The 13,633-nt window shown below is 62.2% G+C and carries 10 protein-coding genes; 1 reads left to right on the top strand and 9 read right to left on the bottom strand.

Going from position 1 to position 13,633, the window contains the following annotated elements; translation table 11 throughout:
• Positions 1–215 precede the first annotated feature (215 nt).
• On the top strand, positions 216–998 hold the full coding sequence (locus PSH81_RS03085; protein WP_226455666.1) for a hypothetical protein: 783 nt from the start codon (positions 216–218) through the stop codon (positions 996–998).
• Here PSH81_RS03085 and PSH81_RS03090 read toward each other — a convergent pair.
• From PSH81_RS03090 to accC, 9 genes are all read right to left on the bottom strand, one after another.
• Complete coding sequence (locus tag PSH81_RS03090; protein ID WP_003171467.1) at positions 995–1,591, bottom strand: MarC family protein; 597 nt, start codon at positions 1,589–1,591, stop codon at positions 995–997. The two genes, PSH81_RS03085 and PSH81_RS03090, sit on opposite strands and share 4 nt — an antisense overlap.
• Before the next feature lie 715 nt (positions 1,592–2,306).
• Entirely contained in the window at positions 2,307–5,078 is a 2,772-nt protein-coding gene (locus tag PSH81_RS03095) for a hybrid sensor histidine kinase/response regulator (protein WP_226455667.1), read from the bottom strand.
• 104 nt (positions 5,079–5,182) lie between these two features.
• Complete coding sequence (gene purD / locus PSH81_RS03100) at positions 5,183–6,475, bottom strand: phosphoribosylamine--glycine ligase (protein WP_305391993.1); 1,293 nt, start codon at positions 6,473–6,475, stop codon at positions 5,183–5,185.
• A 166-nt stretch (positions 6,476–6,641) separates the two neighbouring features.
• Positions 6,642–8,249 (bottom strand): bifunctional phosphoribosylaminoimidazolecarboxamide formyltransferase/IMP cyclohydrolase, encoded by a 1,608-nt coding sequence (gene purH / locus PSH81_RS03105; protein ID WP_192300194.1) that lies wholly within the window; start codon positions 8,247–8,249, stop codon positions 6,642–6,644.
• A gap of 82 nt (positions 8,250–8,331) precedes the next feature.
• Positions 8,332–8,652 carry a DNA-binding transcriptional regulator Fis gene (gene fis, locus PSH81_RS03110; protein ID WP_002555375.1) on the bottom strand — a complete coding sequence of 107 codons (321 nt, stop codon included), beginning with the start codon at positions 8,650–8,652 and terminating at the stop codon, positions 8,332–8,334.
• Positions 8,649–9,662: a tRNA dihydrouridine synthase DusB gene (dusB, locus tag PSH81_RS03115; RefSeq protein WP_192300193.1), complete on the bottom strand. Its 1,014-nt coding sequence runs from the start codon at positions 9,660–9,662 to the stop codon at positions 8,649–8,651. The genes fis and dusB overlap by 4 nt, the downstream gene beginning before the upstream one ends.
• Positions 9,663–9,847: 185 nt before the next feature.
• Positions 9,848–11,095 (bottom strand): DUF3426 domain-containing protein, encoded by a 1,248-nt coding sequence (locus PSH81_RS03120; protein ID WP_305391994.1) that lies wholly within the window; start codon positions 11,093–11,095, stop codon positions 9,848–9,850.
• Between the two features lie 30 nt (positions 11,096–11,125).
• On the bottom strand, positions 11,126–12,004 hold the full coding sequence (prmA, locus tag PSH81_RS03125; RefSeq protein ID WP_226455671.1) for a 50S ribosomal protein L11 methyltransferase: 879 nt from the start codon (positions 12,002–12,004) through the stop codon (positions 11,126–11,128).
• A gap of 263 nt (positions 12,005–12,267) precedes the next feature.
• On the bottom strand, positions 12,268–13,629 hold the full coding sequence (gene accC / locus PSH81_RS03130; protein ID WP_010213490.1) for an acetyl-CoA carboxylase biotin carboxylase subunit: 1,362 nt from the start codon (positions 13,627–13,629) through the stop codon (positions 12,268–12,270).
• Between the last annotated feature and the right edge of the window lie 4 nt (positions 13,630–13,633).

Below are 13,633 nucleotides of genomic sequence, written 5' to 3' on the forward strand. Positions count from 1 at the left end.
TGGCTGCCCGAAAGCTCCGAATGACCCAGGGATTTACCTGCGGTTGTCCGGGGCTTTTTCTTTTTTTGCGTGCTGAAATCCGCAAGGCCCGCGCGGTTGCTGGACGCTGGGGGCTGACACGCCCGGCCAAGGCATGTTTGTCGCCTGGCAAGCCCGCCAGCCGCTGGACTAGTGTGCAGGTAAGCCCCATGTGGGGTGTTTGTGGAGAACTGGAAATGGAGCGACATCAAAAAAGAAGGATCAACAGTACCAAGAGGCGTAAATTGATCGCCGCCTACAAGCTGCCGGGGGCTTCGGGATTGAATGCCGCGCTGCCGGTGGATATGGCGGATGACTGCAATGCGGCGGTGGTGAACAACGGCGTGATTTCGTTCGTCGAGGGCATGTCGGCGTTGAATCGTGAGTACATCCGCAAAAGCTATTTGCTGGCCAGCAGTTACGTCAGCGATGTGTTGAAGGTCCAGCGCGGCACCGAGGGCTGGTACGACGAATTTATCAAGGTGATGATCAGCCTGGGCTGGCTACCGTTGCGTAGCAGCTTTGAGCGGGTTTCCAGCAGCGGCAAGGGCCTGACGGTGCAACTGGCGGCATTGAATATGATCGCGGCGATGTTGGCCTCGACGTCACTGGTCGGGCCGGCTTTCGCGGCGTTGCCTAAGTTGGCGGCGGATGCGCTGGAGGCCTTGAAACAGGCGCCAGCGTCGTTCGAGCTGTTCAAGCGCAACAGCACCATGCAGCAAGGGGGGGATTTCGGCCTGGCCTCCTGTGCGCAAACCGATGGCGAAGTGACGATGGTGCTGGTGACCTACAGCACCCTCGGCGTGAGCAAGCAGGTCGGCCTACCGTTCCTGGAGTGGGACAGTTCCTCGTTCGAGGCCTTCAGCGGGCAGACGTGCCTGGTGCTGAATACCTCGGTGGTCAACGAAAAAACCATCCAACTGATGCGCGAGAGCGCGGGTGACAAGGTGCAGCTGGCAATCGCCAAGTACCGGATCTAAGGCACCAGGTAGCCGCGTACCCCGGTAAAGATGATTTGCGCGGCCAGGGCGCAGACGAACAGGCCCATCAAGCGGCTGACAATCTGCAAACCCTGGTCGCCCAGAATCCGCTCGATGCGGTTGGACAGGTAGAGCACCACGCCCACCGTGAGGCTGGCCAGGGCGATGCTGAGGATGGCGGTGAGTTTGTCGTCCCAGTGCGGCTGGCTGACGCCCATCACCAGCAGCGCACCGATGGTGCCGGGGCCGACGGTCAGGGGAATGGTCAGCGGCACGATGGTGACGTCCTGCTGCACGTTGTCGGTCTGCACCGCCGACTTGCCTTGGGCCATGCCCAGGGCCGAGATGAACAGCACACTGCCGGCGCCGATGCGGAACGCATCCACGGTGATCCCGAACACACTGAAAATCACACGGCCGAACAGGTAGAGCAACACGCTCGACACCAGGGTCGCCAGCGCGACCTTCCACGCCAGGCGTCGGCGCTCCTTGCTGGAGTAACCACGGGTCAGGCTGATAAAGCAGGACAGCACGAAGAAGGGGCTGTAGAGCACCAGCATTTTCAGGTAGACGCTGAATAACACGTGGAGCATGTGAGTGGCTCGCGATGAGAGAAGTGTGTCGAGTCTATCAGGCGCCAGAGATCAAATGTGGGAGCGGGCTTGCTGGGCTGTCAGCGCTCGGCTGGAGATCCCCCAGACACTGCCAACTCCCTGTGGGAGTTGTCGAGCTTTAGCGAGGCTGCGAAGGCGGCGGTACTGTTGGCAGAGGTGCTGGCTGAACCACCGCATTCGCGGGCAAGCCCGCTCCCACAGGTGATTGGTGTTGATGGGTAGTGAGTGTTCGGCTGGAGATCGCCCAGACACTGCCAATCCCCTGTGGGAGTTGTCGAGCTTTAGCGAGGCTGCGAAGGCGGCGGTACTGTTAGCAGAGGTGTTGGCTGAACAACCGCATTCGCGGGCAAGCCCGCTCCCACAGGTGATTGGTGTTGATGGGTAGTGAGTGTTCGGCTGGAGATCGCCCAGACACTGCCAATCCCCTGTGGGAGTTGTCGAGCTTTAGCGAGGCTGCGAAGGCGGCGGTACTGTTGGCAGAGGTGTTGGCTGAACCACCGCATTCGCGGGCAAGCCCGCTCCCACAGGTGATTGGTGTTGATGGGTAGTGAGTGTTCGGCTGGAGATCGCCCAGACACTGCCAATCTCCTGTGGGAGTTGTCGAGCTTTAGCGAGGCTGCGAAGGCGGCGGCACTGCTGGTGAAGATGTTGCCCCTCCACCATGGGGTCTCCCACAGGGGAACTGCATTGCAGGTCAGGAGGGGGCGTGTTCTGGGCGTTGCTGGCGCTGTGCAACCCAGTACTCCACCAACTCGCGCAACTGCGACAGTTCCACCGGCTTGGCCATGTGCCCGTCCATCCCGGCCTGGCGCGCGCGCTCTTTGTGTTCGGAGAGGATGTGTGCGGTCAGCGCCACCACCGGCGTGCGGATGCGCTGGTGGCTCACTTCCCACGCGCGCAGTTGCTGGGTCGCCGAGAAGCCATCGAGGATCGGCATTTCGCAGTCCATCAACACCAAGTCATAACGCTGGGCTTTCATCGCTTCCAGGGCTTCTTCGCCGTTGCTGGCGGTGTCCGGGTTGAGGTTGAGTTTGCCGAGCATGCCGCGGATCACTTTGGTGGAGATGCTGTTGTCTTCGGCCACCAGGATGCGGAAGTCGGCGGGCACGGTCACGGCGGCCGGTGCACTTGGCGTCGGGCGTGATTGCACGGTGCCTTTGCTGCGTTGGGTCAGTTCGTCGGCCAGGGTGGTCTTGAGGGTGTAGCCCGCCACTGGCTTGGCGAGGATGCGCTTGATCCCGCAATTGCGCGCGATGATTTTGCTCGGCGCATTGCTGATGCCGGTGAGCATGATCAGCAGGATGTCGTGGTTCAGGCTCGGGTCTTCCTTGATCTTCGCCGCCAGTTGCATGCCGGTCATGCCGGGCATGTTCTGGTCCAGCAGGACCACGTCGAAGTAGTCGCGCAGGTGCGCCTTGGTGCGCAGCAGCGCCAGGGCTTCCTTGCCCGAAGGTACGGCGCTGACGTTGAGGCCCCAGGCCGTGCATTGCTGCACCAGCACTTTGCGGCAGGTGTCGTTGTCGTCCACCACCAGAACGCGCGCGCCCTTGAGCGGGCCGTCTAGGTCGGACGTCGGGTGTTCCAGGCGTTCCGGGTCCAGCGGCAGGGTCAGCCACAGGGTGCTGCCCTGGTGGCTGCCGCTCTTGATGCCGAACTCGCCGTTCATCAACAGGATCAGTTGTCGGGCGATGACCAGGCCCAGGTGGCCGCTCAAGCGGGTGGCCGAGAGGAAATTCTTGCTGTGCAGTTCGCTGTGCAGCAGCGCGTCGCGTTCGGCCGCTTCCATCGGCAGGCCGCTGTCTTGCACGGCGATGCGCAGGCGCGGCTTGGTGCTGCGTTCATCGAGGGCGACGACGATCAGCACTTCGCCTTCATCGGTCTTTTGCAGGGCGTTTTCCAGCAGGCTCAACAGCGCCTGGCGCAGGCGGGTCGGGTCGCCACTGATGACGCGTGGCACCTGAGGCTGGATAAAGCTGATCAGCTCGACGTTCTGTTGTTCGGCCTTGGCGCGGAAGATGCTCAGGCAGTCGTCGATCAATGCGTTGAGGTCGAACTGCACGTCGTCCAGTTCGATCTGCCCGGATTCGAGCTTGGAGATGTCGAGGATCTCGTTGATCAGCGTGAGCAGTTCGTTGCCGGCGCTGTGGATGGTCTGTACGTAGTCCCGCTGTTTCACCGACAACGGCGTGCCCAGCAACAGCTCGGTCATGCCCAGCACGCCGTTCATGGGGGTACGGATTTCGTGGCTGATCTTCGCCAGGAACTCGGCCTTGGCCGCGATTTCGGCGTTGCTCGCAGCAAGGTCGCGGCTGAGGCTGAAGCGGGTTTCGACAATGGCGCGCTGGCGTTCACCCAGCGCAAGGCTCATCAACAAGCCGCTGATGCAGATAAAGGCGAGCAGGGTGATGATCAAGCCTTGCGGCGCCAGCAGCGTGAGGCCGAGCAGGGCGGGCAGGATGATCAGCGTGCCCGTGTTGAATACCACCATCGCCGCCACGAACAGGCGCGCCGGGCGGTAGCCTTTCTGCCAGTGATAGGCCGAGACAAACAGCATGCTCAGCCCGGCGAGGGCGACCAGGGCGTAGGTGATGATGTTCAGTGGCAGGGTGTTGACGAATAACAGCAGCAGGCCGCACAGCACGATAAACAGGATGTCGGCCATCAGCAGCTTGTTCAGCGGGTGCGGGCCCAGCGGCATGAAGAAGCGGTAGGCAAACATCAGCCCGCACGGCGCGGTGAGCAGCAGGGCGAGGTAGGCGCCAGGTGTCTGGATCGCGTGCCAGTTTGGCAGCCAGGGGCCGACCACATTGAGCAGCAACGCCAGGCTCAGCATCAACAGCACTTCGCAGGCGGCCAGCCACAGGCTGCTGCGCGAGCGGTGGTAGGCAAAGCGCGTGAGGTTGTGCAGGATCAGCATCAGCAGGCAGCCGAACAACAGGCCGTAGATCAGCGTCTGGGTCTGGTTGGCGGCGACGAGGACGGCCGCCTCCAGGGTGATGTACGGGCGCAGCTCGTGTTCCGAGACCATGCGCAGGTACACATCGAGGGTTTTCTGGCTCTGGGGCATCGCCAGCATGAAATCGCTGCTGGGCAGTGGGCGCTCGGCCTGGGGCTGGCGCGTACCGGTGCTCTGTTGTTCCACCAGGGTGTCGCCGTCCAGTACGTAGAGGCTCAGGTGGGACAGGTCCGGGGCAAACACCCGCAGCACTTGTTCGTGCGCGCCGGGTTGCAGCTTGAAGCGTACCCACAACGCACCGTCGGGCGGCGCAGCCGTGATCCGGTCGAGTTCGATGGGGCTGAATTGATTGGTGTAGCGGGCTGAACGGATGTCGCTCAGTTGCAGGTCGGCCTGTTCATCAAGCAATACTGCCCAACCACTGCCTTGCGCCGCGGCCTGGGCCGGGAACAAGCAGAGCAGTGTCAGCAGACTGACTGTGAAACCTATGGCGATCCTGAGCCAGCGCACGGCGAAATCCCTTCGTAGGTTGATGCACGGGTTAACTATGCGCGGGGCGACATGTGTACGGCAAGGGCCGCGGGCCCTTGCCTAACCGAACGGATAGCTACGACTCAGTTGCTCTCGCCACGTTCACGGGCAATCGCGCGATAGCCGATGTCCTTGCGGTAGAAGCAGCCTTTCCAGTCGATCTTCGCGGCCAGCTTGTACGCCTGTTGTTGCGCGGCGTCGACACTGGCACCCATTGCGGTGGCACACAGCACGCGGCCACCTGCGGTTACAACCTTGCCATCCTTGAGCGCGGTGCCCGCATGAAACACCTTGCCCTCCAGCGTAGCAGCTGCGTCCAGGCCTTCAATCACATCGCCCTTGGCGTAGTCGGCAGGGTAACCGCCGGCGGCCAGTACGACACCGACGCTTGGGCGTGGGTCCCACTGTGCTTCAACCTTGTCCAGGGCCTGGGCGAGGGCGGCTTCTACCAGCAACACCAGGCTCGACTGCAGGCGCAGCATCACTGGTTGGGTTTCCGGGTCGCCAAAGCGGCAGTTGAACTCGATGACTTTCGGGTTGCCGGCCTTGTCGATCATCAGGCCGGCATACAGGAAGCCGGTGTACACGTTGCCTTCGGCGGCCATGCCGCGCACGGTTGGCCAGATGACCAGGTCCATCACGCGCTGGTGCACGTCGGCGGTCACCACCGGGGCCGGGGAGTAAGCACCCATGCCGCCGGTGTTCGGGCCGCTGTCGCCGTCGCCGACGCGCTTGTGGTCCTGGCTGGTGGCCATCGGCAGCACGTTCTTGCCGTCGACCATCACGATGAAGCTGGCTTCTTCGCCGTCGAGGAACTCTTCGATCACCACGCGGGAACCGGCGTCGCCGAACGCGTTGCCGGCGAGCATGTCGCGCACGGCGTCTTCGGCTTCTTGCAGGGTCATGGCGACGATCACGCCTTTACCGGCGGCCAGGCCGTCGGCCTTGATCACGATCGGTGCGCCTTTTTCACGCAGGTAAGCCAGGGCCGGCTCGATCTCGGTGAAGTTCTGGTAGTCGGCGGTCGGGATCTTGTGGCGTGCCAGGAAGTCCTTGGTGAACGCCTTGGAGCCTTCCAGCTGGGCTGCACCGGCGGTAGGGCCGAAGCAGTCCAGGCCACGGCTGCGGAACAGGTCCACGACGCCGGCAACCAGAGGGACTTCCGGACCAACGATGGTCAGGGACACGTTCTTTTCAGCAAAATCGGCCAGTTGCCCAAGGGCCAGCACGTCGATAGCGACGTTTTCGCACTTGGCTTCAATGGCGGTGCCGGCGTTGCCGGGGGCGACGAAAACCTTCTGGACGCGTGGGTCCTGGGCTACTTTCCAGGCCAGGGCGTGTTCACGGCCACCGCTGCCAATGATCAAAACATTCATTTCAAAAACCTCAAATTCTGTGGACGCTGCAGAAGCGCCTTTAAATGTGGGAGCGGGCTTGCTCGCGAAAGCAGTGTGTCAGTCGCAGGATATGTAGCTGATACACCGCATTCGCGAGCAAGCCCGCTCCCACACAAGCCCGCTCTCACATCTCTATCGAGTTGGATCAGTGACGGAAGTGGCGCATGCCGGTAAAGACCATGGCGATGCCGGCTTCATCAGCCGCAGCGATCACTTCGGCATCGCGCATCGAGCCACCGGGTTGAATCACGGCGGTGACGCCCGCTTTCGCGGCGTTGTCCAGGCCGTCACGGAACGGGAAGAACGCGTCGGATGCCATCACCGAACCGACCACCTGCAAACCAGCGTGTTCAGCCTTGATCGCAGCGATACGCGCCGAGTTCACGCGGCTCATCTGGCCGGCGCCGACACCGATGGTCTGGCGGTTCTTGGCGTAGACGATGGCGTTGGACTTGACGTACTTGGCCACTTTCCAGGCGAAGATCAGGTCGTTGATCTCTTGCTCGGTTGGCGCGCGCTTGGTCACGACTTTCAGGTCGTCGCTGCCGATCATGCCGATGTCGCGGCTCTGTACCAGCAGGCCGCCGTTGACGCGCTTGTAGTCCCAGGCCGCAGCGCGGTCAGCCGACCACTCGCCGCAGGCCAGCAGGCGCACGTTGGCTTTGGCCGCCACGATGGCGCGGGCCTCATCGCTGACGCTTGGGGCGATGATCACTTCCACGAACTGACGCTCGACGATCGCCTTGGCGGTCTCGGCATCCAGTTCACGGTTGAAGGCGATGATGCCGCCAAATGCCGATTCGGTGTCGGTGGCGTAGGCCAGTTCGTAGGCCTGGCGGATACCGCCTTCAGCGTCCGGGCTCACGGCCACGCCGCACGGGTTGGCGTGCTTGACGATCACGCAGGCGGGCTTGACGAAGCTCTTCACACATTCCAGCGCGGCGTCGGTATCGGCCACGTTGTTGTAGGACAGTTCCTTGCCTTGTAGCTGGGTCGCGGTGGCGATGCCGACTTCGGCAGGCTTGGCTTCCACGTAGAACGCCGCGCTCTGGTGCGGGTTCTCGCCGTAGCGCATTTCCTGGGCCTTGATGAACTGGCTGTTGAAGGTGCGCGGGAATTGGCTGCGGCCTTCGGTCGACAGAGTTTCAGCGGCCTGGTCAACCGTGCCCATGTAGTTGGCGATCATGCCGTCGTAGGCTGCCGTGTGTTCGAACGCCTTGAGCATCAGGTCGAAACGCTGGGCGTAGGTCAGGCCACCGGCTTTCAGGCTTTCGAGCACTTGGCTGTAGTCGCTGGCGTTGACCACGATGGCCACGTCTTTGTGGTTCTTGGCCGCCGAACGCACCATGGTCGGGCCGCCGATATCGATGTTTTCGATGGCGGTCGGCAGGTCGCAGCCTGGCTTGTTGATGGTGGCTTCGAACGGGTACAGGTTGACGGCTACCAGGTCGATCGGCTTGATGCCGTGCTCGGCCATGATGGCGTCGTCGGTGCCGCGACGGCCAAGGATGCCGCCGTGGATTTTCGGGTGCAGGGTCTTGACCCGACCGTCCATCATTTCTGCGAAACCGGTGTAGTCCGCAACTTCTACTGCGGCCACGCCGTTGTCCTGCAGCAGTTTGAAGGTCCCGCCCGTGGAGAGGATTTCCACGCCCAGGGCTTCCAGCTCCCGGGCAAATTCGAGGATGCCGGTCTTGTCGGAAACGCTGATCAAGGCGCGGCGGATCGGCAGGCGGGTAGTCTGGTCGGTCATTTCAATTTCCATCAAAAGCAAAGGAGTCAGCAAAAAAGGCGACCGTTTTTTACGCGGGCGCCTTTCTGGTTTGATTGAATGCTTACAACAAATCGTACTGCTTGAGCTTTTTGCGCAAGGTGCCACGGTTGAGGCCGAGCAGCTCACTGGCTTTGGTCTGGTTGCCCTTGACGTAGTTCATCACGCTTTCGAGCAAGGGCGCTTCGACTTCGGAGAGCACCAGGTTGTACACGTCCGTGACGGATGCGCCCTCAAGGTGGGCGAAATAATTGTGCAGCGCCTTCTCGACACTCCCGCGAAGGGTCTGGCCTTCTTCGCTCGGCGTGTTCAGGTGCTGTTTCAAATTGACGTTGTCGCTCACGGGTGTCGTTCCACTCACTAAAGTCTCGGTCATCATCGTCATGCGGCCACCCCCTCTCCGTCCCCTGTCCCCAGGCTCTTGTAACGCTCGCCGAAGAACTCACGAACGTTGGCGCACTGTGCTTCCGTATCATCCAAACGATTGAAGTGGGCGCGAAACTCCCTGGCGCCCGGCAGGGTTGCGAGATACCAGCCGACATGCTTGCGAGCAATGCGTACTCCCATCACGTCTCCGTAGAAGGCGTGCAGGGCGGCCAGATGCTCTAGCAGAATACGTTCCACCTCGATCAGCTCCGGTGCCGGCAAGACTTCGCCGGTACGCAGAAAATGGTCGATCTCACGGAAAATCCAGGGCCGCCCCTGGGCAGCCCGGCCAATCAACAAGCCGTCGGCGCCAGTGGCGTGCAACACGCGCCGGGCTTTCTCGGCTGAATCGATGTCGCCATTGGCAAATACCGGTATCGACACCGCCTGCTTGATCGCGGCAATGGTGTCGTACTCGGCTTCACCTGTGTAAAGGTCGGCGCGGGTGCGGCCATGCACCGCCAGCGCTGTAATTCCTGCCTGTTCGGCGATTTTCGCCACCGTCAGGCCGTTCTTGTTCTCCCGGTCCCAACCGGTACGGATCTTCAGCGTCACCGGCACCTCGACTGCGGCGACAACGGCCTGCAGGATCTCGGCAACCAACTGCTCATCTTTCAACAGCGCGGAACCGGCGGCCTTGTTGCAGACCTTCTTGGCCGGGCAGCCCATGTTGATGTCGATGATCTGCGCCCCCAACTCCACGTTGGCCCGGGCCGCATCCGCCAGCATCTGTGCATCCCCACCGGCGATCTGTACCGAGCGGGGCTCGGGATCACCTTCGTGGATCATGCGCATCCGCGATTTGCGGGTGTTCCACAAGCTCATGTCGCTGGTGACCATTTCCGAGACTACTAGACCCGCGCCCAAACGCTTGCACAGCTGACGAAAGGGCTGGTCGGTGACGCCCGCCATCGGGGCGAGAATCAAACCGTTGTGCAATGTATATGGGCCGATGCGTACCGCCGACATAGGACTTCCCTGTTGTGGGGCCGGATCATTAGAGTTCGAAAAAGGGTTGGCATGATACCCGCTCTCGATGACTGGATAAAGGCTGAATTGGATAAAATCTGAACAGTTATTTGTTTATCGCCGCCGGTTTGGATGCGCGGGGTCCAGTCAAGAATCCGCCGTCAAACCTCAATGCATAGGCCGATTCACTCGGGCGAGTGGAAGCTCAGGCTGTAATTCACGGCTTTGTTGCCCGGGTCGAGGATGTCCAGGGAGATGTGGATCGGCGTCTGCGAAGGCATTTCGCTGACACCGGCCAATTCGCCGCTGAGGTATTCGGCGGGTTTGAAGCGACGACTGGCGATCAGGTTGCCGTTGAGGTCGGCAAAGCGCAGTTCCAGCAAGGGGAAGGGCTGGGAGAAGGTCGCGCGGTTATAGATGATGGCATCGACCACCAGCGCCCCGGCGAACTCTGGGTGGCTGCGCACCACCAGGTTGCTGCTCTTGATGTGGGCGATGTCGACCCGTGATGGCACGGTGCAGCCGAGTGTCGGGCACAGTTGCTGGAACCACGGGCGGTAGGCGTCCTGGCGGGCCAGGTCGTCGAACTGGTAGGCGATGTACTGGGCGGCGAGGCCGCCGGCGGCGATCAGCACCAGCAAGATCCAGATCAGGCGGCTGCCCAGGCTGGCCGGGCGTTTTTGCGCGTAGAGGTGCAGCGGGTCGTCTTCCAGGTCCTGAAGCACATCGTCGTGCACGCCGGCTTCGGTGCGCGGGCGCTTGCGGCGGGTGCCGAGACGTTCTTCGGCTTCCGGCTGGCCGGCGGCATGGGTCAGTGGCGTGAACGGCGGGTCGATGTCGTCCTCGTCCGGCGGCGCGCGCAGTGGCGGTTCTTCATCCAGGTCGTCGGTGTGGAACGACATGGACGGTTCGGTGCGCTGCTTGGTCGCAGGTGCGTTCGTCGGTTCGGCGTCGTCTTCGTCTTCTTCAGCCGGCAGGCGTTCTTGCGGCGGTTCGCTGAACAGGCTGGCGGCCCACTTTTCTTCCTCGGCCTTGATGGTGTCGCGGCTGGCGCTGAGAGGTTCGTCTTTTTGCCGACGATCGCTGCCGGGTTGGCGGCGATCCGCACCCAGCGGCTGGGTGTGCTGAATCTCGCGGCGTTCCAGCTTGGCCAGTTCCTGGTCCAGGTCCAGGTTGTCCAGGTCCAGCTCTTCGGCGCTCCATTGCTTCTGGCTGATGGCGCGCGGGGCCGCTGGGGGCGGCTCGACGCTGGCCGGTTGCTCGGCTTGCGAGGCGGCCGCGGCTGCGCGCTGCTCCAGCAACTGGCGCACCGCGTTGAACACTTGCAGGCACGAGCCGCAACGCACCACGCCGCGGGCCACACTCAATTGAGCGTGGTTGACGCGAAAACGCGATTGGCAATGCGGGCACTGGGTGACGAAACTGTCGGTCATGCGGCCATCCGATTCAGGCAAGCGCTCATTCTAGCGCCGACGGCCGCTGATGCGTACCCAGCCATCACGGTTGGCGATGGGGTCCAGCTCGAAATCCTGGGCATAGGCGGCGGCAACATCTTCACCTTGCTCGGCCAGGATGCCCGACAGGGCCAGGCGGCCACCGGGCCTGACCAGGCTCGACAGCTGCGGCGCCAGCGACACCAGCGGACCGGCGAGGATATTGGCGACCAGTACGTCGGCCTGCACCTGGGGCAATTGCTCCGGCAGGTAGAGGGGGAATTTGCCTTCAGCGATGTTGTTGCGCCCGGCGTTGTCGCGGGAGGCTTCCAGGGCTTGCACGTCGATATCGGTGCCGACGGCCTCCTTGGCGCCCAGCAACAGGGCAGCGATCGCCAGAATCCCCGAGCCGCAGCCGAAGTCCAGCACATTGCAGTCGTGCAGGTCCTGGCCGTCCAGCCATTCCAGGCACAGTGCAGTGGTGGGGTGGGTGCCGGTGCCGAATGCGAGGCCCGGGTCCAGCAGCAGGTTCACGGCGTCAGGTTCTGGCGCGGCGTGCCAGCTCGGTACGATCCACAGGCGCTGGCCGAAACGCATCGGCTGGAAGTTGTCCATCCAGCTGCGTTCCCAGTCCTGGTCTTCGATGACTTCGCTGTGATGCTCCGGCAGCGGTGCGCCGGTGAGCAGTTCCATATGGGCCAGCACGCTGGCGGCATCGGTGCCGTCTTCGAACAGGGCGAGCAGATGGGTGTGCGACCACAGCGGGGTGGTGTTGAGTTCGGGTTCGAAGATCGGCTGGTCTTCGGCGTCCATGAAGGTGACCGAAACGGCGCCGACTTCGAGGAACGCGTCTTCATAGGTTTCGGCTTGTTCTGGGCTGATGGCGAGACGGACTTGCAGCCAAGGCATGGCGGGCACCTTTGAAAAAATTGAATGTGCGACGGGTGGGTCGCGAAAGGGCGCAAGTTTACGCGAGCGGCGGGAGGGGTGTACACATAACAAATGTGGGAGCGGGCTTGCTCGCGAATGCGGTGGGTCAGTGGATAATATCTTGGCTGATGCACCGCATTCGCGAGCAAGCCCGCTCCCACAGGGGGAATGTATCCCGCCAGTAAAATCCGGGGGCCAGAAACAACAAAACCGCCCGAAGGCGGCTTTGTCTGGTGGAGCGCTTACTGGTTGGCCAGCTTGTGTTCCAGGTAGTGAATGTTCACACCACCTTCGCAGAAGCCTTCATCGCGGACCAGGTCCCGGTGCAACGGGATGTTGGTCTTGATGCCGTCAACCACGATCTCGTCCAGGGCATTGCGCATGCGGGCCATGGCCTCGTCGCGGGTCGCGCCCCAGGTGATCAGCTTGCCGATCAGCGAGTCGTAGTTGGACGGAACCTTGTAGCCGCTGTACAGGTGCGAATCCACACGTACGCCGTTGCCGCCGGGCGCGTGGAAATGCTTGACCAGGCCAGGGCTTGGGATAAAGGTTTTCGGGTCTTCGGCGTTGATGCGGCACTCCAGGGAGTGGCCGTGCATCTTCACGTCGTCCTGGGTGAAGGACAGCGGGTTGCCGGCGGCGATGCTCAGCATCTCCTTGACGATGTCGATACCGGTGACCATCTCCGAAACCGGGTGCTCTACTTGCACGCGAGTGTTCATCTCGATGAAGTAGAAACGGCCGTTCTCGTAGAGGAACTCAAAGGTACCGGCGCCACGGTAGTTGATGTCGATGCACGCCTTGACGCAACGAGCCAGTACTTCCTGACGCGCTTTTTCGTCCAGGCCCGGTGCCGGTGCTTCTTCCAGGACCTTCTGGTGACGACGTTGCAGCGAGCAATCGCGGTCGCCCAGGTGGATGGCGTGGCCTTGGCCGTCGGAGAGTACTTGCACTTCCACGTGACGTGGGTTGGTCAGGTACTTTTCCAGGTAGACCATCGGGTTGCCAAACCAGGCACCGGCTTCGGAGCGGGTTTGCTTGGCCGCTTCGATCAGGTCTTCTTCCTTGTGCACCACGCGCATGCCGCGACCACCACCGCCACCGGCGGCCTTGATGATCACCGGGTAGCCGACTTCGCGACCAATGCGCAGGGCGGTTTCCTCGTCTTCCGGCAGCGGGCCGTCGGAACCTGGAACGGTTGGCACGCCGGCCGCGATCATGGCGTCCTTGGCCGAAACCTTGTCACCCATCAGGCGAATGGTTTCGGCTTTCGGGCCGATGAAGGCAAACCCGGATTTTTCCACCTGTTCGGCGAAGTCGGCGTTTTCCGCGAGGAAGCCGTAGCCAGGGTGGATGCCATCAGCGCCGGTCACTTCCGCGGCCGCGATGATGTTCGAGACTTTCAGGTACGAGTTCGTGGCCAGTGGCGGGCCGATGCAGATGCTTTCGTCCGCCAGTTTCACGTGCATCAATTCGGTATCGGCCGTCGAGTAAACAGCGACGGTCTTGATGCCCTCTTCCTTACAGGCGCGCAGGATACGCAGCGCGATCTCGCCGCGGTTGGCGATCAGGACTTTTTGCAGTTTCTTCGCAGGTTTCAACATCGAA

The organism is Pseudomonas sp. FP2335 (genome assembly GCF_030687535.1).
Classification (GTDB): Bacteria; Pseudomonadota; Gammaproteobacteria; order Pseudomonadales; family Pseudomonadaceae; genus Aquipseudomonas.